Source organism: Roseateles sp. (assembly GCF_049240545.1).
Taxonomy (GTDB): domain Bacteria; phylum Pseudomonadota; class Gammaproteobacteria; order Burkholderiales; family Burkholderiaceae_C; genus Paucibacter_A.
Map to the genome: position 1 here is coordinate 1 of NZ_JBMLSK010000049.1, position 25,804 is coordinate 25,804.

Consider the following 25,804-nt stretch of genomic DNA (forward strand, 5'->3'; position numbering starts at 1 on the left):
GGGTTCTTGAAACAGGGATTTAAAGGGCGGCCGAGCAGGAGAAATTTGTATAAGTATTTTTATGAAATAATTTTTAACAATATATCCTGGCCGGCGAGAAAATACCACACGACCAATGATCCGGTCATGACGCCAGAACTTCTTGATTACTTTTTCAATAAAAGTTCAACTGTTCTTAATGACCTGGACGATCGAAGCAAGTCGCTGCTTTGGTCGATTTACGATCTGGCTGAATATCGCTCAGTGCTACCCATGCTCCAAGGGTCGGTAGATCATGGGCATCCTTTGCGAAAACATCAGCGATATTCATTGCGTTGCCCGGGAATCATTTCGATATCGACCGGTGGTGAGGTGAGGAAACTTATTATTGAGATCATTGAGGTTTCTATCTCAGGTTTCCAGGCGGAATGTAAGTTGCCAATTCCCGATGGGGTTGAAGGTCAAGCGGAAATAGACCTAGGACTTTTGCAAAGGTCTCGGTTGGAAGTGAAGTTGATGCGCCGCAGAGAAACAGATGCCGGGGTGTTTTTCGGTTTCCGGGTGATTGAGTCGGATCCGGTATGGCGTCAATGTGTCGCTTCTCTGGAGGTGGGAATCACTGCAGGAGACCTCAATTGAGCATTACACCTATGGCTGGGCTTTTTCTACGTGTCGCCTTTGGTTTTTTTGCTGTGTTTTCTGTCGGTGTTTCTGAAGCGCAGGAGTATCCGAAAGATTTGCCTGACTTGATTAGGAAAGCAAAGCCTTCGGTGGTGTTGGTTGGGACGTTTGGAGATTTAGATAGCCCACGTTTTACCTTCAGGGGTACGGGGTTTGTGGTTGGGGACGGTAGAAGAATCATCACCAACGCCCATGTGCTGCCGGAGTTCGAGAGCGCTAAGTCAAGATTTCTTGTGGTTCAACACAAGAATTATGCCGGGGATTGGCGTCCTCGAAGGGTCGAGCGAGTTGTTTCCGACAAGACCAACGATCTGGCTGTTTTGGATATCGAGGGGCCGCCATTGCAAGCACTGAGTCTGAAGTCTGGTGAAGTGGCGGAGGGAACTTCTGTTGCATTCATGGGCTTTCCCATTGGCGGGGCCTTGGGTTTTTCCCATGTAACCCACCGTGCAACCATTTCCGCATTGACTCCAGTTGCGCTACCGGCGCCTACCGGTTCGACCCTTAGTGCGCGAAACATTGCCCAGCTTCGCACTGGCGCCTTCAAAATCATGCAACTAGATGGGACCGCTTATCCTGGAAATAGCGGGGGACCCGTGTTTGAGATTTCAACAGGCGAGGTCGTTGGCGTTATCAACATGGTGCTGTTGAAGAGCACCAAAGAGTCTGCATTGAGTCACCCTTCAGGTATCAGTTACGCGATTCCCGTGGATGCGGTACAGCGAATGCTGATGCCTTGAGTCTGGCGTCATGGTTCTGTGCGGACTAAGTATTTGCGTTCAACGCATTGCGTTCCGCTGCCTTATTCGGCAGGAGTGGGCGCTGTGCCTCTGAGGTACTCAGATGAAAAAGATACTTTTTGTGGCGGAGGCGGTTTCTCTCGCGCATGTGGCCCGGCCCAGTGTTCTTGCTGGCGCATTGAGCACGGCGCGTTATGAGATTGTTTTCGCAAGCAACGGCGCGTATGGCTTGTGTACGGCGGGTTCTACATGGGCGAAATACAGGATTGAAGGCATTTCTTCCGAATTGTTCATGAAGCGTTTGGCCCAAGGGTCACCCGTCTACTCCGAAGAAGAACTACAGCAGTATGTTGAATCTGATCTCCGGATGTTGGAAGAGATCAAGCCTGATTTGGTTGTTGGTGATTTCAGGCTTTCGCTGGCGATTTCTGCCAGATTGTTGAAGATTCCATTGATTGTTATTGGCAACGCCTATTGGAGTGCATTTGCCAATGAACAACGAATGCTGGCCCCTGATTTGCCGGCCGCAAGACTGCTAGGCTTTACGGTATTCGACCCTATCTTCCGGGCGGCTTGGCCTTTCGCCAGTCGTTTGCATACTGCCCCCATCAATAGGGTGCGTAAGCGCTTCGGCTTGAAGCCTTATCGCTCGATCCGCGAGTATTACGGTGATGGGGATGTTGTGCTTTACTGTGACACGCCCGGCTTGGTGCCCTGTACGGCGGCGCCCGCATCGCATCACTTTATCGGTCCCGTGGTCTGGTCGCCCTCTGTTGAGCTTCCGATTTGGTGGGCAGAGGCCATGGCCGTCGACAGGCCTCGGGTCTACATCACTTTGGGTTCAACGGGCGATGTGGACTTGCTGCCCAAACTTGTCGAGGCCTGTGTCCGGCAAGGCTTGGTGTGTTTGGTCGCAACCGCAGGAAGAACGAAGTGGGTTTCCTCTTCGCAACTCGTCTTCAGTGCTGATTTTTTGCCTGGTAACTTAGCGGCAGCAGCGTCCAGTCTGGTCGTTTGTAATGGAGGCAGTCCAACTGCGCATCAAGCCTTGAAGGAGGGCGTTCCCGTGCTCGGAATTTGTTCGAATTTGGATCAAGTTCTGAATATGGTGGGTGTTTGCCGAGTCGGGGCGGGGCTGTCGATGCGGGCGGGCGAGTTTTCCGTGGAGCGAGTCAGCCGAGATATTGCATTGCTTCAAACGCAGGGCAGCTTCGCCTTGGCCGCTCAGCAGGTGCAAGGTCAATTCCGTGCCTTGAATGCGCTGGATGAGTTTCCTCGGCTGGTCGGTCAAATGCTCTGTTGAGTATTCTTGTCCCGCAAATAAAAAAAGGACCGCGAAGGTCCTTTTTTTGTTCGGCGGACGAAGATGGCAGGGATCAACCTGCCGTCTTTGTGCCGACTACTTCCTTACTTGCTGTTGCGAGCGCGGCGCTTGCCGGCCAAGCCCAGACCAGCCAAGGCCAAGCCAACCAGAGCCAGGGAGCCTGGCTCAGGAACGTATTGGCGGTCGACATACGAGCTGGTGGTCGAAGTCAGGTTGAGCGTGTACTCGCCACCGACCAGGTTCTTGATGCTCACGCCGAAATTCTTGAAGCCGCCCGACGAGAGGTCAAAAGATTCGGTGTTGCCGCCGATCTGGTTGCCGCCGCCCAAGTTCCAGGTGTCAGCGTTTTCCACGCAGGTGCTGCCGAAGCCAAAGCCACTGCCTGTGCAGCCAGTGGTGTTGTCGCCGTCAGGAGTCCAAGTCCAGTTACCGGTGGAACCCTTTTTGGTCAAGGAGACCAAAACATTGGAGTTGGCTTGCGATGTGTACAGGCCGCCAGGCAGTTCGCTGATGGCGCCGGTCATCTTCAGCAGGGCCTCAAAGCTGATGTTCAAGTCAGTCAAGCCGCTGAAGAACAAGTTGGTCACCAGGGTGGTGGTGGACTTGACTTCGGTATTGGCGAAGGCTTGGCCGTTGATGTTCAGCAAAGACTCGGCGATTTGCTGAGAGTTAGTCAGCTTGGTGGGGTCAACCAACTTGGCGGTGCTGATCTGCGAGTCTGCGTTCGAGAAGCTCTGTGTGCCGTTCGAACCCAGCTGGGCGAAATCATTCTCAGCGCGGGCGCTGGTCAAGCCTGGGGCGACCACGTTGGCCACGTTGGCATCCAAGACAACGCCGCCTTTGCCGCAGTTGGTTGTGTTGTCGCTGGCATTGCCCTTGCAGCCTTTGGAGCCGATAGCGCTGTAGGAGTTGCTGGCCTGATCGGAATAACCGGCGGTGTTGGTCAGGGTGAACGAATAGTTCGTTGCGGCGCTGACATCAATATTGGTGCCGGCGACCACGGAGGACACGTTCAGGTCCTTAATGTCCAGCTTGGAGACTGCATAGGTGTATGCCTGAGCAGAACCTGCGGCGAACAGAGCGGCGCAAGCGCCGGCGATGGCGCCGACCGCCTTCAGTTGTGTAAATTTCATCATGACTTTCATCCTTTTGCTTGGCCGAAGCGGACGTCGCCTCTGACACATCTCATTGTTAGCAGTAAGCGTGCCAAGTTTTTAAGTCTTTGATTTTGAAGGATAAATTTTGTTCTGATACTGGGGCGAGAGCTTGTGTGTAAAGTTTTCCGACAGTTTCTCCTGGGATTCACAAGGACTTGAGCAGCGCATCGACTTCGGACTGGGCGGGAAACTTAGCTCCCAGTTTCGCAAGTTCCTTCAGTTCGACCGAGGCTGCTTTTTTGTCACCGGCTTGGATATGCAGTTTGGCCAGGTGGAGACGGAGTGTTTTGTCGTCTGGCGCCAAAGCCAATGCCTGCTTTTGAATCGCCAGTGCTTGTGGAAGTTGCTTGTCGGCGGCCAGTGCTGTAGCGAGGGTGTCCATGAGTCCTGGATCCTTGGGGCGTAGCTTGAGTGCTTGCTCCGCAAAAGCGGTGGCGCCGGCCTTGTTTTGCTTGAACAGCGTGACGGCGATATTGTTCAGCGCGTCTGCGCTGTCAGGGCGAAGTGTGGCTACCGTGCGGAAGTGCTTTTCAGCGACGTCATATTGCTTTTGCAGCAATGCCAAGTCACCCAAATAGGCGGGGAAGCCGGCGTCTTTGGGGTGCTCGTTGATCCATGTCGCGGCGAACTTGTCTGCTTCAGCGTCTTGTTGGGCGCCTCGCAAAGCTGCGTGCAACTTGACGGCCATGATCGCGACGGGATACTTTTTGACTGCCCGGCGATAGACATCAACGGCAGCGGCCTTGTTGCCGCGGGTCATTTCAATCTCGGCTTCCAGGTCCTGGCCTGTGGTTTCATTTGGGCGTTGTTGCTGCACGGTGCGGGCCACCTGAATAGCAGCGTCGTATCGCTTGTCGGCCATGCTTGTTTTGATCAGCGCCTGCTGGGCAGGCAAGAAATTGGGCGACAAGGACAGAGCGCGGTTCAGGCTCTGCTCGGCTTGTTGGGTCGAGCCGTTGATCAGTTGTGCGGCGGCCAAGCGCATCAAGGGTCGGGTTGATTTGGGCTCGAGTGCGACCAGCTTATTGAAGGTTGAAATGGCTTGCTGTGTCTCTCCCGCTGCCATCTGGGTGCGTCCGAGTGCATCGACGAGATCCGGCTGATTCGCAATCTTTGCGTTGGCGTCTTGCGCGCTGGCCAAGGCACTCTTGTTGTCTTTGGTTTCGAGCTGGAGGTTGATCAGCATCAGGCGAGGTTCAGCTTCACCTGGGTTGAGTTGAACGGCTTTGGCCAAAAGGCTGGCGATTTCGGATGCAGGCGCGGCTTCAAGACCGCGGAGTTTGACCTGCGCCAGCAGGGCATCCAAGTTCCTTGGATCGGCCTTGAGGATGCTGTCGAACCGGCTCTTTGCCGAGGCGATGTCTTTGTTCAGCAAGTCCAGGTTGGCCAAGCTCGTTGCTGCTGGAATGAACAGAGGGTCAATTTTCAGTGCTTGCTCGTAGCTGGCGCGAGCCGCGGCGGTATCCCCTTGGAGCAGTTGAACATTGCCGCGCAAGTTTTTGGGCAGGGGGTTTTGAGGCAGCTTGACTTCGAGCGCCGCAACAGCCTTGACGGCACGGTCGTAAGCTTTTTGCTGGACCAAAACACTAATCAATGCCAAATCAGCACTTGTGTCTTTGTCTGTGGCGGCAATTTTCTGCAACTCGGTAACTGTGGCTTCAAATCCTACAGACGGCTGCTTGAAGACGGTCAGTTGCGACAAATTCTTGCTATTGCTTGGATCTAGCTTGACGGCTTTCTCGAAATTGTTCCGCGCTTGTTCAGTGTTGCCAGCCATTAACTGAGCTTCACCGGCCAAGGCAAAGTTCTGGGCGTTGTTGTCAGTGCCTGCGAGCAAGGGCTTCAAGACCTCCAGTGCCTTACTGGGTTGGCCCATGCGCATATGCAGGCGGGCAAGCTGGCGCCTTGTGACGGGAGCATTGGGGTTGATGTTCAGCGCTTGGCTGAATGACTTTTCAGCTTGAAGCAAAGAGCCGCTGGCCATCTGTATTTCACCGGCGAGTTGCAATACGCGCACCGTGCTGGGCATCGATTTCTGAGCGATCTCTATGGATTCAAGGGCCAACTTGGTGTCCCCCTTGAGGAGTCCGAGTTGCGCTTCAAAGTATTTGGTCAAGGGATGCTTGGGCTGTAGTTTGCTTAACTCCGCCACTTGTACCGTGGCACCCTTGAGGTCGCGCGCGCCAATCAGCAGTGAGATGAGTGCGTACCTGGCCTCGTGAAATCTGGGTTGTAGTTCAAGTGTTTTGCGGAAAGCCTCGGTAGCGCCTGCAAGTTCACCCTTGCTGAGCACCAGCAACTCACCTTTTTGAAACCATGCTTGCGCGTCGTTAGGTGTCGCCTTGAGCACCTTGTCCATGGTGGCCATCGCGGCATCGGGCTGCTTTTTGTAGCCTGCGATTCTGGCTATCAGAATCAGTGTCGCCGGGTAGTCTGGGACTGCTTTCTGTGCTGCGGCGATGGCTTCCTGCGCCAGATCGGATTTGTCAAGGTACTCGTAGGCGTAAGCCAACGAAGTCTTGAGTTGGGCGTTTGCGGTCGGTGTGGAGAGATTTTGCTTGGCGAAGTCATTGATCAAAACTTGGTACTGGCCAGTCGCCAAAAGTGCTTTCGCCAGTACGGGAACGGCCTCATCTATTGGGTGCCCCAACTCGATGGCCCTTCGTAGCTCAATGACTGCCAATTGCGCTTCGCCTGTGTCCAGAAGCAAAGCACCGAGGAGGTAACGGCCTTCCGAGATATCTGGCTGCTTTTGCAATGCTGTTTTCACTTGCAGCATGGCTGACTGATGTTCGTTCTTTGCCATGCGGGAACGAGCATCTTTCAGGAGCTCGTCCGGCGAAGATCCTCCGCAGGCGGTTAAGGCCATCAATGAAGAAAGAACGGTTGCAGCGATCGTGACTCGACGGTGAGCTTTCATGGGGTGAAAAAGTCCGCAAGGGATAAGGAAGCGTTGTTGGATGGTGTCGGGCACCTCAAGCAGTGCTTGGGCTACCTGATTTCGAAAAATATGTGCCGACGGTCGCAAAGAACCGGTTTTCTAGGCGCCGCGGCGCTTATGTCTTGTTGATTCTCATAAGGCTTTCCAGAGGGCGACGAAGCGAACGAGCGAAGGGTTGTTTGCCTTGTCCAATGCGCCCCATGAACACTGCGTTCTCGGCAGTGTGTCGACCAACTAAATGAACTAAACGCGTTTGCACCTCGTGAGCTAGCGGCATGGCTTGGCTCACTGTCGAAAACTGCACATTTCGTCGTGCGTATCGGCTGAAAACCAGGGGGGTAACTTCTGGCTGCATTAGCAGTCCGAGGTGGGTGCAAGTCAGCCAAAAGCGCTGCATCGCACGTCCAGCCGCGATGTAGTCGTCAATGGTGGCTGGGGGCTTATCGGCGACCAGCACGAAGTGCGAGGCGCAGGCCAGGCTGGGAATGAAGTCAAGTTGGATGCGGGGTGCCCAGGTTCCGGCGAGAAAGCGATTGAAAAACACAACCCGATCCCAGCTTTGCAAGATGTTTTGCATCAGCTTGGTGGTGAGTGGGTCAGTGCCCAAGGCTTGGTCTGGCACCCGGTCGGTGCTGTACCTTGAATTCCACTCGATGATTTCCTTGTGAACCTTGTAGGCCTCAGGAATGATCAATCGTATTCTCGCTGAATGAAACATGAGCTTCGCGGTTCGAACTCGATCCTTGAAACCCGAGATCCAATGGACTTTGTATCCAATACCCACTGCCGTTTGCAGCGCCTCTTGCTCAAACTCGGTGAGGGGGCGCATGCTCAAAGGGCGTCTTTGCACGCTCCTCTTTTCGATGCAAGGCAACAATGGGCTGGCTGAAATTGAGGAGTCTTTTTGAAAACGAAGGTCGATGAGTGGCGCATGCTCTAACGATTCTGGGCGTCGTGAGGCAACCATGCGCAGTCCGAACTGACTGGCTCCGATGGCGGCAGTTTCAAGCAGGGCGCCAACTGCTATCTGGCTTGGGTGTCCATCGAGGTCGTAGACGCAGTGCGTTCGGGTGTCAAAGGCATGAACGCAAACGTGGAGTGGATCAATGATCTCGAAGCGCCATGGCTGTGTGTTGTCCCCGCTAGGTGCCCAGCGTGCAGTATCGAGAATTTTCTTGATCGTATCGTCGGTACTCATTTTCTTGTGACTTTGAAGAGTTTCTGGAGGCTTTGCACGCTCAGCCATGTTTTGATATTTGGATCGGCTTTTGTGACTATTTAAGCGTCACTTCGCTTTAAGTTGGCAGTTAAACTTTGACGGTGAACTCTAGGGGTCTGAGATGGGACAAGACGGAAGCTTCGATTACGACCGAGCATTTTCAAGAAACATAGGATGGCTGACCCCAAAAGAGCAGCAAAAAATTCGAACGGCCAAGGTTGCCATTGCAGGTCTGGGCGGAGTGGGCGGGGCGCACTTGCTGACTTTGGCTCGCCTAGGGGTCGGCCGCTTCAGTATTGCAGATTTTGACGACTTTGAAGTCCACAACTTCAATCGGCAGGTCGGGGCTTTGATGTCCACGCTAGGTCGGCCAAAGTCAGAGGTCTTGGCGGAGCAAACGCGAGACATCAATCCTGAGGCGCAAGTCGATGTTTTTGGGGCTGGGGTGACGGCAGAGAACATCGAGGAGTTTCTCCGCGACGTCGATGTTTATGTGGATGGGATAGATTTCTTTGCCATAAAGGCGCGAAGAATGCTGTTTCAGGCTTGTTACGAGCGAGGTATTCCGGCATTAACCGCCGCCCCCTTGGGGATGGGCGTCTCTTTGCTTTATTTTGCGCCGGGCAGCATGAGCTTTGAGCAGTATTTCCGGGTTGAGGGGCATAGTGAAAAAGAACAATATGCTCGATTCATGGCCGGTTTGTCGCCTGCAATGCTCCAGCGCGGCTATCTGGTCGCCCCTGAGGCAGTCAACTTTAAGGAAAAGCGCGGGCCCTCGACCATGATGGCTTGTGACTTGTGTGCTGGGGTTATGGGGTCCTCTGTCTTGAAGGTTTTGCTGGATCGGGGGGCATTGCGCGCTGCGCCGTGGGCGATGCAATTTGATGCGTATAAGCAAAAGCTCCGTTTCACTTGGCGACCATTCGGGAATGCCAATCCCTTGCAGCAAGTCTTGTTGGCCATGATTCGCCCCTTGTTGAAGGGGTAGTCCGTCCTTGAGAGGGCTTCACTTCTGACTCTTGTGTGACCGATTTGCCAAGTCGCTGGTTTGCAAGTGAGTTTTGTGGTGATTACCCTCAAATTGGGCGGGTGACAGGCCGAAGCTTTGTGGGATGATCCCGGCGCGCTACATGGGCCGACCAGTGGATTTTGCCGCCGGCTTGAAGCACCAATTTTTAGACATTTGAGGAGTTGCCATGATCAAGAGCATTCAATTCACCTCGCGCAAGCTCGGCTTGGCTCTCGGTGCTGCGGCTTTAGCTCTGTTGCAGGGCTGCGCTAGTTCATCGGGTGGTCATCCGCCCGCTCCGATTTCGGCTGGCGTTTCCGATTACAGCTACATCGTTGGAGCTGGAGACAATATCAACATCATCGTCTGGCGCAACCCCGAGTTGTCCATGGCCGTACCTGTGAGGCCGGATGGCAAGATTGCCACGCCTTTGATTGATGAGTTGGTTGCGCAGGGCAAGAATCCTATCGAGCTCGCGCGTGAGATCGAGAAGCAGCTGGGTAAGTATGTTCGCGACCCGGTGGTGACGGTGATCGTGACCGGCTTTGTTGGGCCATACAGCGAGCAAATTCGGGTCATTGGTGAAGCGGCCAAACCGCAAGCCTTGCCGTACAAGCAAAAGATGTCGCTTTTGGACGTGATGATCACGGTCGGAGGATTGACGGACTTTGCCTCTGGCAATGAAGCCACCATTTTGCGCTCCAGCGAGGGCGGCAAGCAGTACTCGGTGCGTCTGAAGGACTTGATCAAGCGCGGCGATGTGTCCGCCAATGTCGAAATGCGTCCTGGAGACGTGTTGATCATTCCTCAGAGCTTTTTCTGATGGTTTGCTGGCGAGGCTGACAGCCTTTGCCTGATTTGTGCAGCTTGCTTTTTGTGTTTGGCCAAAGTTCTGGCCGCTTCTTCTTGAGATCACCCGCCGATGGATTTATTGATTGCCCAGGCTCTTGCTATCGCGAAGCGTAGCTGGAAGTACCGTTGGCCAGGCTTGGCAGTGGCATGGCTGCTCGGTATTGCTGGTTCAGTCTTTGTGATGACCATGCCCGATCGGTACGAGGCCAGTGCCCGTATTTATGTGGACACAGAGTCGATCTTGAAGCCGCTGATGTCTGGACTCGCGATTCAGCCGAACATTGAGCAACAGGTGGTGATGTTGAGTCGTACGCTGATCAGTCGGCCCAACGTTGAAAAGCTCATTCGTATGGCCGACTTGGATCTGAAAAATCAGTCCAAGGCGCAGCAAGAGGCCTTGATCGATTCGGTGACCAAGAACTTGTCGATTCAGAGCACGGCGCGTGACAACCTGTACACCTTGGCTTACCGCGACTCTGACAAAGAAAGTGCCAAACGGGTGGTTCAGTCGTTTGTGTCAATTTTTGTCGAGTCAAGCCTTGGGTCTAACCGCAAAGACTCCGCAACCGCAGCCACCTTCATTAATGAGCAAATCAAGAGTTACGAGGCTAAGCTTGAAGAGGCTGAAGGGCGGCTGAAAGAGTTTCGCCTGCGTAACTTGCAGAATGTCGACGCAGACGGCAAGGATTCGGCTTCCCGCTTGCGAGAGTTGAGCGTTGAGCTCGAGCGTGCTCGCTTGGAACTGCGGGAAGCGGTCAATGGTCGGGATGCGGCCAAGCAACAGTTGGAAGCTGAGCGCAAGGGCGCCATGAGCACGACGCAAAGCTTGCTTCAAGAATCGAATATGAGTTTGGCGACGCCAGAACTGGATGCCCGTTTGGACGCGCAACGCCGAAATCTGGATTCTTTGTTGCAGCGTTACACCGAGCAGCACCCCGATGTGCTTAGTGCTCGCAAATCCATCTCTGATATCGAAGATGAGAAGCGATTGAAGATGAAGGAATTGCGCAAGATTGCGCTGGCCTCGCCTTCGGGGGGCGGCAATGGCAGCGTTGCGGCTCAGGAGATGAGTCGTTTGTTGGCTTCGGCAGAAGTTCAGGTTGCAACCCTCAGAGCTCGCGTGGATGAGTACTCTGCCCGTTACGCCAAGGCATTGGCGGGTGTGCGGACAGCCCCCCAACTCGAGGCGGAGGCGGCGCAGCTGAATCGCGACTACGCCATTCACAAGAAGAGCTATGAAGACTTGGTGGCTCGTCGAGAGTCGGCGTCGATGTCGGGTGAGTTGGATCTTGCTGCTGGCGTGGTTGACTTTCGATTGATCGATCCGCCGCGTGTTTCACCGAAGCCTGTGGCGCCAAATCGGCTCCTTCTGCTTGCGGGTGTGATGGGCGCGGCTTTGTTTGCTGGTTTGGCAACAGCCTTCCTGGTGAGTCAACTCAGACCGGTGTTTCACGATGCGCTTGAGTTGCGTTCGCGAATTGACTTACCGATCCTTGGCGTCGTCACTCGGCTGACCTCCCCGGATGACATCAAGAGAAAACGAAAGGATTTGGTGTACTTTGGATCGGCAGCAGCGAGCTTGGTTGGACTGTTTGTGTTGGGACTGTCGGTAATGGCTTATTTGACGACAAGGGTGGTGGCCTGATATGACTAGCCTGATTGAACAAGCGGCTCGTCGATTGGAGCAGTTGCGGCAAGCCGGCGTTGTCCTGCCTGAAGACTCATCGCAGATGCCGTCTGACATGCTTGCTGGATCGAAAAAACCGGAGGATGCGGCGGCGCCTGAACTGGCTCGCGGAGAAGCGCATAGCACTGCCAGTAGCAGCTCAAGGCAAGAGAACCTGTCTTCGCAAGCTTCATCGCGGCGGGTCGACCTTGATTTGGACGCCTTGGCTGCTCAGGGTTTTGTGATGCCCAATGCCGGCCGAAGTCAGTTGGCCGATCAGTATCGGGTGATCAAGCGGCCTTTGATCAAGAATGCCATGGGTAAGGGGGCCGCCACACTGAATCACGCAAATCTGATCATGGTGACCAGTGCGTTGGCGGGGGAAGGGAAGAGCTTTACATCCCTGAACTTGGCGCTGAGTATTGCCGCCGAACTGGACAACACGGTGATGCTGGTGGATGCCGATGTGGCGCGGCCCTCAATGCTTCGCATGTTGGGTCTGCCGCAAGGCCCGGGTTTGCTTGACGTTCTGGAGCAGAAGTTTGACATGGCCGATGTCATGCTGCGAACCAATGTCGATAAGCTGACATTGCTGCCCAGTGGTACGCCGCACCAGCGTGCAACAGAACTGTTGGCCAGCGATGCGATGAGCAATCTGCTGGAGGATATGGCCAAGCGCTATCCAGACCGGATCATCATTTTTGATTCGCCGCCTTTGCTCTTGACTACAGAATCTCGCGTGTTGGCTTCGCATATGGGTCAAATCGTGGTGGTGATTCGAGCTGAGAGTACCTCTCAGACGGCGGTGCAGCAGGCCTTGGCGACCATTGAGTCTTGCCCCTTGAAAATGTTGCTGTTGAATCAGGCTTCTGACAATGCGCAAGGGAGCTATGGGTCGGGTTATGGCTACGGCTACGGCTATGGCTACGGCTATGGGGGCAGCCGTGACGCGTCCAAGGGCTGACGGCCGCCATTTGCCGAACAGCGGTATGGGATCAGAATCCATCCGCCAAGTGTCGGGTCATGGTCTCCATGGGCGCCTGATCCCCAGGCCGATGGCTTCAGCCCTTGCGGCAGCACTTTTGGGCTTGGTGCCAGGGCTTGCGCTGTCGCAGGCAGTTGGCATGGGTCTTGGAAGCGCAATTGGATCAAGTCCATCCGCTGATGCAGGTGGTGTATCGGGCGCTGGCTCTGGCGGCGCGGGGTTGCGAGTGCAGCCACGCGTCAGTTTGACCCAAACATGGACCGACAATTTGTCTTTGCAAGAGCGAGCCAAGGATCAGGCATTGATCTCGATGGTGGCTCCTGGCCTCACTGTGAACAGCAATAGCGGGCGTTTGCGAGGTAGCTTGGACTACGCCTTGAACGGACTCATCTATACCAAGACTGAGCGCGCCAACAACGTTCAACATGCTTTGTCGGCCAATGCGAGTTTGGAGTTGATCGACCGCCATTTCTTTGTGGATGTCCGTGCCAGTTACGGTCAACAACAGGCTTCCGCGTTTGGTCAGCAAACGTCCGCTGAAAACGCGATTCGCAATCCCAACAGCAGTGATGTTGCAAACTTGATCGTGACCCCGAGTTGGCGTGGGCGTTTGGCGGATTTCGCCCGATGGGAGGCCAAAGCGAGCGCCACGGAAACGCGAGTCAAGAACTCGGCCGTGGGTGATTCGCGGCAAGCAGACCTCTCTTTGCGCGCCGATGGCATCGCAACGGGGCCGCTGTCTTGGTGGAGTGCTGTGAGTTCGCAGCGGGCAAATGCCAGCTCGGGGATAGACAATGTCCGGTCGTCTGCGACGGCGGGTTTGAGTTACCGCCCCGATATTGAGTTCTCCATCGGAGTGAATGCCGGCTTGGAGCGTAGTGATCTCAAGACAGGCGCTGCGAAAAGCGGACCCACGGCCGGGTTCAATGCGGTCTGGACTCCCACCCCTCGCACCTCGTTCCAGGGGGACTATCAGCGTCATGATTACGGCGACAGCCATTCGCTCAGTCTGAATCATCGTTTTCAACGTTCGTCCATTCGATTCATGGACTCAACGTCCGTGTCGCAAGGGCTGAGCAGCGGTGCTGGTGGGCAGTTGACGAATTACCAGCTGTATTTCTTCCAGTTCGAGAGCCTCTATCCCGACCCGGTTGTTCGTGATGCGAAGGTTAGGCAGTTCTTGCAGGAAACCGGGCGTAGCCCGAATGCGCAAGCCAACTCAGGCTTTTTGTCCTCATCGCCCTCTTTGCAACGCCGGCAAGAGCTGTCTGCATCTTGGCAAGGCTTGCGTGCTTCAGCGACCGCGACGCTGAATCAAAGCGCAAGTAGTCGAATTGGTGGGCAGGTGCCAGGTCAGGGTGATTTGTCTCAGTCCTCGAAGGTCGTGCAGCGCGGCGCAAGTGCGAGTTTTTCATACCGCTTGACGCCCGATAGCTCCGCCAATCTGGCGATCTCAGAGCAGCAAACTCGCGGCGATCTGGCCAGTCAGTCGACCACACTGCGTAACGTGAATCTCAGTTGGAATGGACGATTGGGCCAGAAGGGCTCTTTGAATATTGGTACTCGGTATTCGCTGTTTGAAGGCACCTTGCCCTATCGGGAGAATGCCGTGTTTGCAACCTTGGTCCACCAGTTCTAGCAAATGTACGAAGCGTTCTATGGCTTGAGCAGCAAGCCTTTTCAACTCAGCCCGGATCCGAATTTCTACTTCGGGAGCAAGCAGCACCGGCGCGCCAAGGCTTATCTGGACTACGGCGTGCTGCGCAATGATGGCTTCATCGTCATCACCGGGGAAATTGGGGCAGGCAAGACCACCTTGCTCCGCGGGCTGTTGGACAGCCTGAATCGCAGCAATGTGGTGATCGGCAATTTGGTTACGACGCAGTTGGATGCCGAAGACACTTTGCGGATGGTGGGGTCCGCCTTCGGCGTGCGTGTCAAGGACTTGCCTAAGTCTGAGGTCTTGATGACTTTGGAGGCATTTTTTGTCAGCCAAACCAGCCAAGGTAAGCGCTGCCTGCTGATCGTGGACGAGGCTCAAAACCTGAGCGCTCGCGCAGTCGAAGAGTTGCGCATGTTGTCGAACTTTCAGTTCAGCAACCAGTCTTTGCTGCAGACCTTTTTGGTCGGTCAACCCGAGTTCCGAAGCATTTTGCAGCGCCCGGAGATGGAGCAGTTTCGGCAACGGGTTGCGGCCACCTGCCATATCGGTCCCTTGGATGAAGATGAAACGCAGCGCTATATCGAACATCGCTTGAAATGCGCGGGCAGCAGCGGAAAGCCAAGCTTCGCGCCTGAAGCTTTCCCCGCCATCTTCAAGGCCAGCCAAGGGATCCCTCGACGGATTAACTCCTTGTGCGACCGGCTCCTGCTCTTGGGGTTCATGGGCAGCAAGACGCATTTGGCCTTGCCCGATGTAGAAGAGGCCTTGCGCGACATTGCTCAAGAAATTGCAGTACCCAAGCCTGTGCATGGCGAAGGTGCGCAAGCTCTGGACGCACTGCCTGATACTGCAGGCTATGACTTGTCGCGGTTGAATCTGGGGGCGGAAGAAGCGGCAGCCTTGTCTTCCGAGTTTGGGAGGCTGGGCGAGGGACAGCAGGCCGATCGTTTGCAACGCTTGGAAGCCAGCCTGCTTCGCTTGGAGAGAATTAACTTGCAGACTTTGAAGTTGATGCAGCGCTTGCTGGCGTCGGTCAAGCAGGATTGAAACAACTGCCGGGGCCTTGGCTCCGGGGAATGGGGCAGAGGACCTTGCTCCGTGGAGTTCCCGTCGCAAAGTGCAAGCTTCTTTCGCTGAACTCTCTTTTGCATGCTGAATACAAACTTATGTTGATGCCGACCTTGTCAGTACCCGTTCGGAACGCCATGACCATTGATGTCGAGGACTACTTCCAAGTCTCGGCATTTGCGCCCTATATTGAGCGCAGCGATTGGGATCGACGTGAGTGCCGAGTCGAGCGCAATGTCGAGCGAATTTTGGCTTTGTTGGCCGAGCATAGAACCCAAGCGACCTTCTTCACGCTCGGTTGGGTGGCTGAGCGTTATCCTCAACTCGTCAAGCGGATCGTTGCCGAGGGGCACGAATTGGCGAGCCATGGCTTTGGTCACGAGCGTGTAAGCGATCTGACGCCAAAGACTTTTGCTGACGACATCGTGCGCACAAAGGCCTTGCTGGAAGACCTGGGGGGTCAGGAAGTGCTGGGCTATCGTGCCCCGAGTTTCTCGATCGGGCAGACCAATCTTTGGGCATTTGACACCTTGCTGGAGGCGGGCTATCGATACAGCTCCAGTGTCTACCCGATCCAGCACGACCATTACGGCATGCCGGATTCGCCTCGCTTCGCGTATCCCGTGCGTGAGGGCTTGCTCGAGATTCCAGTGACCACGGTTCGGATGTTCAATAAGAACCTTCCGTCCAGTGGCGGGGGCTACTTTCGTTTGTTGCCTTATGCCTTGTCGCGTTGGCTGATCCGCAAGGTCAATACCGTGGATCAGCAGTCTGCCGTGTTTTATTTCCATCCCTGGGAGATTGATGCCGAGCAGCCGCGTGTTGCCGGCATCGATGCCAAGACTCGCTTCAGGCATTACGTCAACATTGAGCGGACTCATGATCGGATTGCCCATTTGTTGAGTGATTTCGCCTGGGGCCGTATGGACGAGATTTTTCTTGGCCGCAAAGTGAAGGCCTTGGGGGATATGTCACAGCCTGCGACTCAAGTTCAGTTGGCCTGACCCCGAATGACATCCACGATCCAGATCAAGCGCTTGACGGCGCAAGACCAAGTCTTGGCTGCGCGCTGGGATGCATTTGTGCTGGCTTGTCCGCAGGCGAGCTTCTTTCACCGGGCCGGTTGGTTGCGCATGGTGGAGCAGGTGTTTGGCCATCAAGGCTTTTTCCTCTATGCCGAGCGCGACGGAGAAATCGAAGCCGTGTTGCCTTTGGCGCAGGTCAAGAGCCTGTTGTTTGGCCACTCTCTGGTGGCGCTGCCATTTGCTGTCTACGGTGGCGTTGCGGCCAACAACGAAGAGGCGGCTCTGGTTCTGGAGCAAGAAGCACAATCGATCGCGCAACGCTTGGGCGTCGAACACCTGGAGTTCCGCAATGTTCAGGCCAGGCACGCGGAGTGGCCTCGGCAAGACCTCTACGTCACTTTCCGAAAAGAAATCCTGCCCGATGAAGAGGCCAATATGCTGGCCATCCCCCGCAAGGCTCGGGCCAGTGTTCGCAAGGGCATCAAGAACAATCTGGTCGGGCACTTGGACGCCAATGTCGACCGTTTCTTCGCCCTTTATGCCGACAACACCCATCGGCACGGCACGCCGGCGATGCCCAAACGTTACTTCGCTGCCTTGCTGGATGAATTCGGTGCCGATGCCGAGGTGCTGACGGTGACAGATCCGGCCGGACGACCTCTCAGTTCCGTCTTGAGTTTTTACTTCCGAGATGAGGTCTTGCCCTATTACGCCGGCGATGATGAGGAAGCCCGCGACTTGGCTGCCAACGATTTCAAGTACTGGGAGTTGATGCGACGCGCGTGCGCACGCGGGCTCAAGGTTTTTGACTATGGCCGCAGCAAGCAGGGAACCGGGTCTTATGCCTTCAAAAAGAACTGGGGCTTCGAGCCGACACCGCTGCACTATGAGTACTGCCTTTACAAGCGCGACGATGTGCCTCAGAACAATCCGACGAACGCCAAGTACCAACTGATGATCAAGACTTGGCGCCGTTTGCCCCGAGGCTTCGTCAATTGGCTGGGGCCTTTTGTCGTGCGCAATCTGGGTTGATCGGCATGGCCAATATCCTGTATTTGGTCCATCGCCTGCCTTATCCGCCCAACAAGGGGGACAAGGTTCGGTCTTTCCATCTGCTGAAGCATTTGGCGGCGCGGCATCGCGTTTTTTTGGCGACCTTTGTCGATGATCCGCAGGATATGCAGTACCTGGATACGGTAAAGCAGTACTGCGTCGATATGTTTGCCGTTCAACTCAATACCCGTGTTGCGAAGCTTTGTTCGCTCACGGGATTGATGCGCGCAGAGGCCTTGAGCCTGCCTTTTTATCGTCATTCAGGCATGCAAGCCTGGGTTGACCGTATTGCGGCGGCCGAGTCTTTGGATGCGTCCATCGTTTTTTCTTCACCGATGGCGCAGTACGCGATGCGATTGCCTGAGTTGCCGATGTTGGTGGACTTTGTCGATCTGGACTCCGCCAAGTGGAGTGACTACGCACCCAATCATGTGTGGCCCTTGTCTTGGCTGTATGCCCGCGAAGGGCGAACCCTGCTGGCGTTTGAGCAGGCTGTTGCTTCTCAAGCACGTGCATCTTTTTTTGTGACCGACAAAGAAGTGGCGCTGTTTCGTTCGCGCTCGCCGGGGCATCAGTCTCCGGTGCAAGCGCTCGGCAATGGCGTCGATGCGGACTACTTTTCGCCGGATGGCAGCCGGGCGAGCCCGTTTCCTAAAGATCAGTTGCCTCTGGTTTTCACGGGGGCCATGGATTACTGGCCGAATATCGATGCCGTCACTTGGTTTGCTCGCGAGGTATTGCCTGATTTGCGCCTGCGTTGGCCCGCGGTTCATTTTCATATTGTTGGGCGTAGCCCCTCGGCAACGGTGCAGGAACTGGCAGGCGAAGGCATCAGTGTGAGCGGCACCGTGCCGGATGTCAGGCCCTACCTTCAGCATGCAGCCGTTGTGCTTGCGCCTTTGCGTTTGGCTCGCGGCATCCAGAACAAGGTTTTGGAGGCGATGGCCATGGCACGTCCCGTCGTCGCAGCGCGCAGTTGCGCTCAAGCCATTGACGCGCAAGTAGGGCTTGAATTGCTAGAGGCGGAGACGGCGGAAGACTTCGTTCGCGAGGTGAGTTCCCTGCTGGCGTCTGCAAGTCGATCAGAAGACCTGGGGCGCGCAGGCCGCGCCCGCGTATTGGCCAACTACAGCTGGGATGCCCACCTCTCTGGCATTGACCAACATTTGGCCGCCTTGCCTGCACACGGAGCTTCTCGGTGAAAGTGTTGATGACGATTCCCATTGCTTGGCGGCAGGCGCTGGTTTGCCTGCTCTTGTCCCTGGCGGCCGTTTTGCTGCTCTACAGCGATACCGCCCTTGCCATGGTGGAGATTTGGAATCGCTCCGAGACCTATGCTCACGCCTTCGTTGTGCCCCCCATCGTGATCTGGTTGGTGTGGCGGCAGCGCTCGGTGTTGGCACAGCAAGTGCCCAAGCCCGCCTTGGGCTGGCTTTTACCGTTGGTGGGCTTTGCCTTCTTGTGGTTGTTGGGTGACCTTGTATCCGCGAACTCCGTGGCCCAGTTGGCCTTGGTGGGCATGCTGGTCTGCGTCGTGCCGCTCATCTTGGGTTGGTCGGTAGCTCGCTTGATCGCGTTCCCTTTGGGGTTCTCGTTTTTTGCCGTGCCGATCGGTGAATTCATGACGCCCCAATTGATGGAATGGACCGCAGATTTCACTGTGGCGGCGATACGTTTGAGTGGCATCCCGGTTTATCGGGAAGGGCAAGACTTTGTCATCCCTTCTGGCAGTTGGTCCGTGGTTGAGGCTTGCAGTGGCATTCGCTATCTGATGGCTTCGGTGATGGTGGGAACTTTGTTCGCCTACTTGAATTTCAATTCGCTGAGGAAGCGCTTGATTTTCGTCCTGGTGGCTTTCTTGATGCCGGTGATCGCCAACTGGCTTCGCGCTTACTTCATCGTGATGCTGGGCCATTTTTCCGGCAATAAATTGGCCGTGGGTGCAGACCATCTGATTTACGGCTGGGTGTTTTTCGGCATCATCATGCTGGCCATGTTCATGATCGGCGCCAAGTGGAGCGACCCTGAGATTGTGCCGGCCAGTGTCCATAACAGCCTATCGCACCGGGCACCGGCAGCAACGCCTCAGTGGGTTCTTGCCGGAGTGGCTGTATTCATGGTGCTTTTGGCGCCCTTGGGGGCATTGAAGCAATTGGCTGTTCAAGCGACTGATGCTGAGCTTGTTTTGCAGGCGCCAGATTTGTCCAAGAAGGGCTGGCAGCAAGAACCCAAGGGGATTGACGAGTGGGTGCCGGCCTATGAGGGTTCAAAGGCCTCGCTTCAGTCGGCCTATCGCAAGTCTTCGGCTGACGCAGATTTGTCCGTCGTTGGCCTGCATATTGCCTATTACCGAGCCCAAAGCTATCAAGACAAGTTGATCAGTTCCACCAATGAACTGACCCGGACCACCGACTCTACCTGGGCCACGGTCAGCCGCAACGTCAGCAAGCTGGAATTGCCTGAAACGAGCTTACCGCTTCGTTCAGCAGAGTTGCGAGGCGGTGGCGTTGCTGGACATTTGGTCGGTCATGCCGGGCACGTGGGGCAGCAACGGCTTTCCGTTCGTTATGTGTACTGGGTGAATGGCCGGCTGACGACCAGCGACGCCATGGCCAAGTTGTATGGGGCTTTGGGCCTGCTGAAGGGGCAGGGCGATGATGCCGCTGCAGTGTTCGTGTCCGCGCCTCATACCGAAAAAGGCTCTGCAGACGCCTTGTTGGAAGAGTTTTTGCGCGACAACTGGCTCGATCTGGAGCAAAAGTTACGGGCGACCCGGGATTCGGTGCATAACCCAGCGCCTGCTCGGTGAGAATGACGCTTTTTGCCAGGACCGCGTTTGCACACCCCGCTTCAACCGATGTCTCAAGATGCCCGACCCTTGGTGCTCCATGTGGTGTACCGCTTCGACACGGGCGGCCTGGAGAACGGTGTTGTCAATCTGATCAACCACATGCCGGCGGATGCTTATCGGCATGCTGTGTTGGCCTTGACTGAAGTGACGGACTTTCGTTTGCGGGTGAAGGTCCCTGACGTGCAATTCATTGAATTGCACAAACCCCCTGGGCACGCTTTTTGGTTGTATCCGAGTCTGTATCGTCTGCTGCGTCAGCTCAAGCCTACGCTCATCCACACTCGGAATTTGGCCGCCTTGGAGGTCTTGGTTCCAGCATGGGCTGCGGGGGTATCGTGCCGTGTTCATGGAGAACACGGGCGAGAAGGGGCTGACTTGGCCGGTAAAAGCCGGCGGTATCAGTGGATGAGGCGTATCTACGGCCTGTTCGCGCACCGATTCGTTGCTCTCTCACGTGAGTTGTCCGACTATTTGACAGCCGCAGTCGGATTTGATCGGGGGCGAGTGTTAAGGATCTGCAATGGCGTGGATACGCATCGCTTTGCGCCAGCTCCGCATCGGCAAATCATTACCGAATGTCCTTTTGGCGACCCGGACCTGGTGTTGTTTGGGACTGTAGGTCGCATGCAAGCGGTGAAGGATCAGGCCTTGTTGGCACGCGCCTTCCTTTTGGCCTTGCAGCAGCGACCGGACTTGCGTTCGTGCATGCGTCTTTTGATGGTTGGTGATGGTCCCGAACTGCCCAAGGTCTCGCGTATTTTGGTCGAAGGTGGTGTGGCCGATCTGTGTTGGCTCCCTGGAACGCGCAGTGATGTTCCGGACTTGATGCGCGGCATTGATGTGTTTGTGTTGCCCTCGCTGAGTGAAGGCATTTCAAATACCGTGCTGGAAGCGATGGCCAGCGGTTTGCCAGTGTTGGCGACCCGTGTCGGCGGTACGGTTGATCTGGTGGACGACGGCGTTAGTGGCTTGCTGACTCCGCCGGCGGACGCGCAGGCCATGGCCACAGCTATGATCCGTCTCTGTGACGATGGCGCTGCGCGTCAGGCCATGGGACAGGCCGGTCGTAAGCGGGTGGAGCAGCATTTCAGCCTGGATGTCATGGTTGCTGCGTACCGTAGGCTGTATGACGAAATGACGCACAACCTGCCCGCGTGTCGGATGGCGTCGCGGGAGACTTGAAATGTGTGGCATTACCGGAGTATTTGACACGCGCGGCCAAAGTCTGATTGACGAGGTGAGCCTTCAGCGCATGAACGACTCGCAGTGGCATCGCGGCCCTGACGAAGGCGAGATCTACATGGAGCCCGGCCTGGGCTTAGGCCATCGCCGCCTCTCGATCATCGATGTCGCCACCGGCCAGCAGCCTTTGTTTAACGAAGATCGCAGTGTCGTTATCGTTTTCAACGGCGAGATTTACAACTATCAGTCGCTGATGACGGAGTTGCAGACCCTGGGTCATGTGTTTCGCACCAAGAGCGATACCGAGGTCATTGTGCACGCCTGGGAGTCCTGGGGAGAGGACTGCGTGCTGCGCCTGCGCGGCATGTTTGCCTTCGCACTTTGGGACCGCAATCGGCAGACTTTCTTCATGGCGCGCGACCGCCTGGGCGTTAAGCCTATGCATTACGCGTTGCTGGGCGATGGCCAACTGTTGTTTGGCTCCGAACTGAAGTCCTTGTTGGCTCATGGCGGAATGGACCGCAGCTTGGATCCTCTGGCGGTTGAGGAGTACTTCGCGCTGGGTTATGTGCCGGAACCGCGTTGCATCTTCAGCCAAGCGCGCAAGCTATCGCCAGGGCACCGCCTGAGCATTCGGCGTGGTCAGCCCATCCCAGAGCCTGAGGAGTATTGGGATCTGCGTTTTACGTTGGACCGCAAGATCGGTTTGGACGAAGCCTGCGCTGAGTTGCGAGAGCGCCTCGACGAATCGGTGCGCCTGCGCATGATCGCCGAGGTGCCGCTGGGTGCCTTTCTGTCCGGCGGAGTCGATTCCAGTGCGGTGGTGGCCACGATGGCGGGCCTTTCAGACGAGCCGGTCAATACCTGTTCGATCGCCTTCGACGACCCTGCCTTCAACGAGTCAGCCTTCGCGCAGATGGTGGCAGACCGCTACAAAACAAATCACCGAGTCGAGACGGTACGCAGCGACGACTTCGACTTGATTGACCTGCTGGCGCGCCTCTATGACGAACCCTACGCGGACAGCTCGGCCTTGCCGACTTATCGAGTGTGCCAGCTCGCTCGCAAGCATGTGACGGTGGCGCTTTCGGGTGATGGCGGAGACGAAGGTTTTGGCGGCTACCGCCGCTACCGCACCCACTTGGCCGAGGATCGACGCCGCGCGGCCTTGCCGGCCAGCGTGCGCGAACCGCTGTTTGGTCTGCTTGGGCGTCTCTATCCCAAGGCCGACTGGGCGCCGCGCGTGCTGCGTGCCAAGTCGACCTTTGAAGGCCTGGCCCGCAACAGCGTCGAAGCCTATTTTCACGAGGTATCTATCCTGCGGGGGGGCATGCGTCAGCGCCTTTTCAGTCCGGCGCTCAAGGCTCAGCTGGGCGGCTACGACGCCTTGAACGTTTTCCAAGGGCACGCCGCTAAGGCCGACACCGAGGATCCGCTGGCCTTGATTCAATACCTAGACGTCAAGACTTATCTGGTGGGAGACATCAACACCAAGGTTGATCGGGCGTCCATGGCGCATTCGCTTGAGGTCCGCGAACCTCTGATGGACCACTCGCTGCTCGAGTGGCTCGCTACTTTGCCCTCAGACCTGAAGATTCGCGGCCAAGAGGGCAAGTACCTCTTCAAGAAGGCCATGGAGCCCAGGTTGCCCGATGATGTGCTGTACCGTCCGAAGATGGGCTTTGCGGTACCGCTGGCGCGCTGGTTCCGCGGGCCGCTCAGGCAGCGTGTTCGCGATGCGGTGCTCGGGCCGCGCCTGGCCGCCACCGGCTGGTTCAATCACGACTACCTGCGTCATCTTGTCGATGCCCACCAGTCCGGTGCCCAGGACTACAGCGCCTCTCTGTGGAGCCTGATGATGTTCGAATCCTTCCTGCGTCAAGTGGTCGATGGTGAATCCACCGGACTGCCTGTTTCTGCCGTCGAGGAGGCGGCCTCCCTGTCATGAGCTTGCGCGTTCTCCATGTGCTGGATCACTCGATCCCGCTGCACAGCGGCTATACCTTTCGCACCCTATCGCTTCTGCGTGAGCAACGTAAGCTGGGTTGGGACACCCAGCACATCACCAGTCCCAAGCATGGCGCCGGTCTGAAGAATGGTGATGGAGGCTTGTTGGAAGAAACGGTTGATGGCTGGCACTTCTACCGCACCCCTGTGGCGCCGGCCGCGCGCTCGCTGCCGGGCCTGGGTGAGTTGCGCCTGATGCGCCAGCTTGAAGCCCGGCTGCAGAGCGTCGCCGAGCAGCTGCGTCCGCAGATCATCCATGCGCACTCTCCGGTCCTCAATGCGCTTCCCGCGCTCAAGGTGGGTCGACGCCTGGGGATTCCGGTGGTCTATGAGGTGCGCGCCTTTTGGGAAGACGCCGCCGTGGACCATGGCACCACGGCTGAAGGCAGCCTACGCTACCGCATCACCCGAGCGATGGAGACTCACGCGCTCAAGCGAGTCGACCATGTCTTCACCATCTGTGAGGGCCTGCGCAGCGATATCGTCGCGCGCGGCATTGCGTCTGACAAGGTGACGGTGATCCCCAACGCGGTCGACATTGATGCCTTCGAGCCCGGTGCTAGCCCCGATGATGCGCTTAAGGCCGAATTAGGCCTGACTGGCTGCACGGTACTTGGCTTTATCGGTTCCTTCTATGCCTACGAAGGCCTTGACTTGTTGCTGGATGCGCTGCCCCACATCGTGGCACAACGCCCGGATGTGCGAGTGCTGCTGGTTGGCGGCGGCCCACAAGATGCCGCGCTGAAGGCGCAGGCCCAGCGCCTGGGCTTGGCCGACAAAGTCGTGTTTACCGGCCGCGTGCCGCACGCACAGGTCAATCGTTACTACGACCTGGTGGATGCGCTGGTGTACCCGCGACACTCGATGCGTCTGACTGAGTTGGTCACACCGCTCAAGCCGCTGGAAGCCATGGCGCAAGGGCGCTTATTGGTTGCGTCTGATGTGGGCGGTCATAAAGAGCTGATTCGCCACGGCGAGACCGGCATCCTCTTCAAGGCAGGCAAGGCGCAGGCATTGGCCGAAGCGGTGCTGCAACTGCTGGCTCAGCCCGAGCGCTGGCCAATACTTCGCGCGCAAGGTCGGAAGTTCGTGGAGCAAGAGCGCAACTGGGCGAATTCGGTGGCCAATTACCCGGCGGTTTACGCGGCGCTGACGAATCGACAATGAGCGTGGCGCGACTCAACGATTTACGACTGGCGCTGGTCGGCCCGCTGCCACCGCCGGCTGGCGGCATGGCCAATCAGGTGCGACAACTCGCTGAGTTGCTGGCGGAATCGGGCGCGCACGTGGAACTGGTGCAAACCAATGCCGCTTATCGACCGAGTTGGCTGGGGCGGCTGCCGGTGTTGCGTGCGCTAGCCCGGCTACTTCCTTATCTTGCTTCCTTGTGGCGTGCTGCTGGTCGCAATCAACTGATGCATGTCTTGGCGAACTCGGGTTGGTCTTGGCATCTCTTCGCCGCACCTGCGGTCTGGATTGCCTACCTTCGCGGCTGCCCGGTGCTGGTCAATTACCACGGCGGTGAAGCGGAGGCTTTTTTGACTCGCTCGCGCGGCTTGATCTCCTTCAGTCTGTCTCGCACGGGATTGTTGACAGTACCCTCGGCCTTTTTGCAGCGGGTCTTCGCGGCGCAAGGTTTCAAAGCCTCCATTGTTCCCAATGTGGTGGATCTGGCCCTGTTTCGCTTCCGTGATGAGGGCGTGAGTACCGATGGTGACAAGCAAATTGCGCCGCACCTGGTGGTGCTGCGCAATCTCGAACCCATCTACGATAACGCGAGCGCCTTGCGAGCCTTCGCCCTTGTACGCGAGCGCTGGCCGCAGGCGCAACTCAGTGTGGCCGGCTCCGGTCCGGAACTCGCGGCCCTACAGGCTCTGGTGACCGAGTTGAAGCTGGACGAAAGTGTGCGTTTTTGCGGTCGCTTGAACCGGGAGGGTATTGCCCGCCTGCTGTCAGAAGCCGATATCAGTTTGAATCCAAGCTTGGCTGACAACATGCCAGTGTCTGTGCTGGAGGCGCTGGCCTGTGGTGTTCCGGTGGTGTCCACCCGTGTGGGCGGTATCCCTGATTTGCTACAGGACGGCGTTTCCGCCTTGTTGGTGCCACCGGCAGACCCGGCGGCGCTTGCTCAGGCCGCGCTTGAGTTGATCGAAGACGCGGCTTTGCGCCAGCGTTTGCGTGAGGGAGGGCGAGTTGTGGTCAATGGCTGCAGTTGGGCACTCGTCGGGCCGCGCTTGGCACAGTGCTACGAACGGACGCTCGCGGGCGCCCATTGAACGAGATACACGCATGTACACCCGATTTGTTTCAGGCTTGTTATTCCCGCTGCACGAGCGCTTGAAGAAGCACGATTCGGTGTCGATCCGCCAGAGCCTGGAGCGGAGCCAATGGTTATCTGCGGC

Annotated in this window: 19 protein-coding genes and 1 pseudogene; 17 read left to right on the forward strand and 3 right to left on the reverse strand. The window is 56.6% G+C overall.

What is annotated here, in order from left to right; translation table 11 throughout:
* The 3 genes and pseudogenes from ACOVRJ_RS02885 to ACOVRJ_RS02895 all read left to right on the forward strand — a co-directional run.
* Nucleotides 1-618 (forward strand): annotated as a pseudogene (locus tag ACOVRJ_RS02885) (hypothetical protein); the annotation flags it as partial.
* The gene (locus tag ACOVRJ_RS02890; RefSeq protein WP_422042399.1) at nt 615-1,400 is read left to right on the forward strand and encodes a S1 family peptidase; all 786 of its coding nucleotides are present in this window, start codon (nt 615-617) and stop codon (nt 1,398-1,400) included. The pseudogene ACOVRJ_RS02885 and the gene ACOVRJ_RS02890, both read left to right, overlap by 4 nt.
* 103 nt (nt 1,401-1,503) lie before the next feature.
* Nucleotides 1,504-2,703 (forward strand): glycosyl transferase family 1, encoded by a 1,200-nt coding sequence (locus tag ACOVRJ_RS02895; RefSeq protein ID WP_422042400.1) that lies wholly within the window; start codon nt 1,504-1,506, stop codon nt 2,701-2,703.
* A 104-nt stretch (nt 2,704-2,807) separates the two neighbouring features.
* On the opposite strand, the gene ACOVRJ_RS02900 is transcribed toward ACOVRJ_RS02895, so the two are convergent.
* The 3 genes from ACOVRJ_RS02900 to ACOVRJ_RS02910 form a co-directional block, all read right to left on the reverse strand.
* Nucleotides 2,808-3,860, reverse strand: coding sequence for an EDSAP-1 family PEP-CTERM protein (locus tag ACOVRJ_RS02900; RefSeq protein ID WP_422042401.1), 1,053 nt, complete (start codon nt 3,858-3,860; stop codon nt 2,808-2,810).
* Nucleotides 3,861-4,026: 166 nt separating this feature from the next.
* Nucleotides 4,027-6,855, reverse strand: coding sequence for an XrtA/PEP-CTERM system TPR-repeat protein PrsT (gene prsT, locus ACOVRJ_RS02905; RefSeq protein WP_422042402.1), 2,829 nt, complete (start codon nt 6,853-6,855; stop codon nt 4,027-4,029).
* A gap of 82 nt (nt 6,856-6,937) precedes the next feature.
* A complete protein-coding gene (locus tag ACOVRJ_RS02910; RefSeq protein ID WP_422042403.1) occupies nt 6,938-8,068 on the reverse strand; it encodes a nitroreductase family protein in 1,131 nt (376 codons plus the stop codon).
* Between the two features lie 94 nt (nt 8,069-8,162).
* On the opposite strand from ACOVRJ_RS02910, the gene ACOVRJ_RS02915 reads away from it, so the two are divergent.
* From ACOVRJ_RS02915 to ACOVRJ_RS02980, 14 genes are all read left to right on the forward strand, one after another.
* Nucleotides 8,163-9,029, forward strand: coding sequence for a ThiF family adenylyltransferase (locus tag ACOVRJ_RS02915; protein WP_422042404.1), 867 nt, complete (start codon nt 8,163-8,165; stop codon nt 9,027-9,029).
* A gap of 208 nt (nt 9,030-9,237) precedes the next feature.
* Entirely contained in the window at nt 9,238-9,873 is a 636-nt protein-coding gene (locus ACOVRJ_RS02920) for an XrtA/PEP-CTERM system exopolysaccharide export protein (protein WP_422042405.1), read from the forward strand.
* A 99-nt stretch (nt 9,874-9,972) separates the two neighbouring features.
* A complete protein-coding gene (locus ACOVRJ_RS02925) occupies nt 9,973-11,547 on the forward strand; it encodes an XrtA system polysaccharide chain length determinant (RefSeq protein WP_422042406.1) in 1,575 nt (524 codons plus the stop codon).
* A gap of 1 nt (nt 11,548) precedes the next feature.
* Nucleotides 11,549-12,532, forward strand: coding sequence for an XrtA-associated tyrosine autokinase (locus ACOVRJ_RS02930; protein ID WP_422042407.1), 984 nt, complete (start codon nt 11,549-11,551; stop codon nt 12,530-12,532).
* A 160-nt stretch (nt 12,533-12,692) separates the two neighbouring features.
* A complete protein-coding gene (locus ACOVRJ_RS02935; RefSeq protein WP_422042408.1) occupies nt 12,693-14,192 on the forward strand; it encodes a TIGR03016 family PEP-CTERM system-associated outer membrane protein in 1,500 nt (499 codons plus the stop codon).
* 3 nt (nt 14,193-14,195) lie between these two features.
* Nucleotides 14,196-15,263, forward strand: a complete 1,068-nt coding sequence (locus ACOVRJ_RS02940; protein ID WP_422042409.1) for an XrtA/PEP-CTERM system-associated ATPase — start codon at nt 14,196-14,198, stop codon at nt 15,261-15,263.
* A gap of 158 nt (nt 15,264-15,421) precedes the next feature.
* On the forward strand, nt 15,422-16,288 hold the full coding sequence (locus ACOVRJ_RS02945; protein WP_422042410.1) for an XrtA system polysaccharide deacetylase: 867 nt from the start codon (nt 15,422-15,424) through the stop codon (nt 16,286-16,288).
* 6 nt (nt 16,289-16,294) lie between these two features.
* On the forward strand, nt 16,295-17,341 hold the full coding sequence (locus tag ACOVRJ_RS02950; RefSeq protein ID WP_422042411.1) for a FemAB family XrtA/PEP-CTERM system-associated protein: 1,047 nt from the start codon (nt 16,295-16,297) through the stop codon (nt 17,339-17,341).
* A 5-nt stretch (nt 17,342-17,346) separates the two neighbouring features.
* A complete protein-coding gene (locus tag ACOVRJ_RS02955) occupies nt 17,347-18,564 on the forward strand; it encodes a TIGR03087 family PEP-CTERM/XrtA system glycosyltransferase (RefSeq protein ID WP_422042412.1) in 1,218 nt (405 codons plus the stop codon).
* A gap of 8 nt (nt 18,565-18,572) precedes the next feature.
* Nucleotides 18,573-20,171: an exosortase A gene (xrtA, locus tag ACOVRJ_RS02960; RefSeq protein ID WP_422042413.1), complete on the forward strand. Its 1,599-nt coding sequence runs from the start codon at nt 18,573-18,575 to the stop codon at nt 20,169-20,171.
* 48 nt (nt 20,172-20,219) lie between these two features.
* Nucleotides 20,220-21,395: a TIGR03088 family PEP-CTERM/XrtA system glycosyltransferase gene (locus ACOVRJ_RS02965; RefSeq protein ID WP_422042414.1), complete on the forward strand. Its 1,176-nt coding sequence runs from the start codon at nt 20,220-20,222 to the stop codon at nt 21,393-21,395.
* Between the two features lies 1 nt (nt 21,396).
* Nucleotides 21,397-23,343 (forward strand): XrtA/PEP-CTERM system amidotransferase, encoded by a 1,947-nt coding sequence (locus ACOVRJ_RS02970; protein ID WP_422042415.1) that lies wholly within the window; start codon nt 21,397-21,399, stop codon nt 23,341-23,343.
* Between the two features lie 2 nt (nt 23,344-23,345).
* A complete protein-coding gene (locus ACOVRJ_RS02975; protein ID WP_422042496.1) occupies nt 23,346-24,569 on the forward strand; it encodes a TIGR04063 family PEP-CTERM/XrtA system glycosyltransferase in 1,224 nt (407 codons plus the stop codon).
* A gap of 2 nt (nt 24,570-24,571) precedes the next feature.
* Nucleotides 24,572-25,678, forward strand: a complete 1,107-nt coding sequence (locus ACOVRJ_RS02980; protein ID WP_422042416.1) for a glycosyltransferase family 4 protein — start codon at nt 24,572-24,574, stop codon at nt 25,676-25,678.
* Nucleotides 25,679-25,804: the final 126 nt, after the last annotated feature.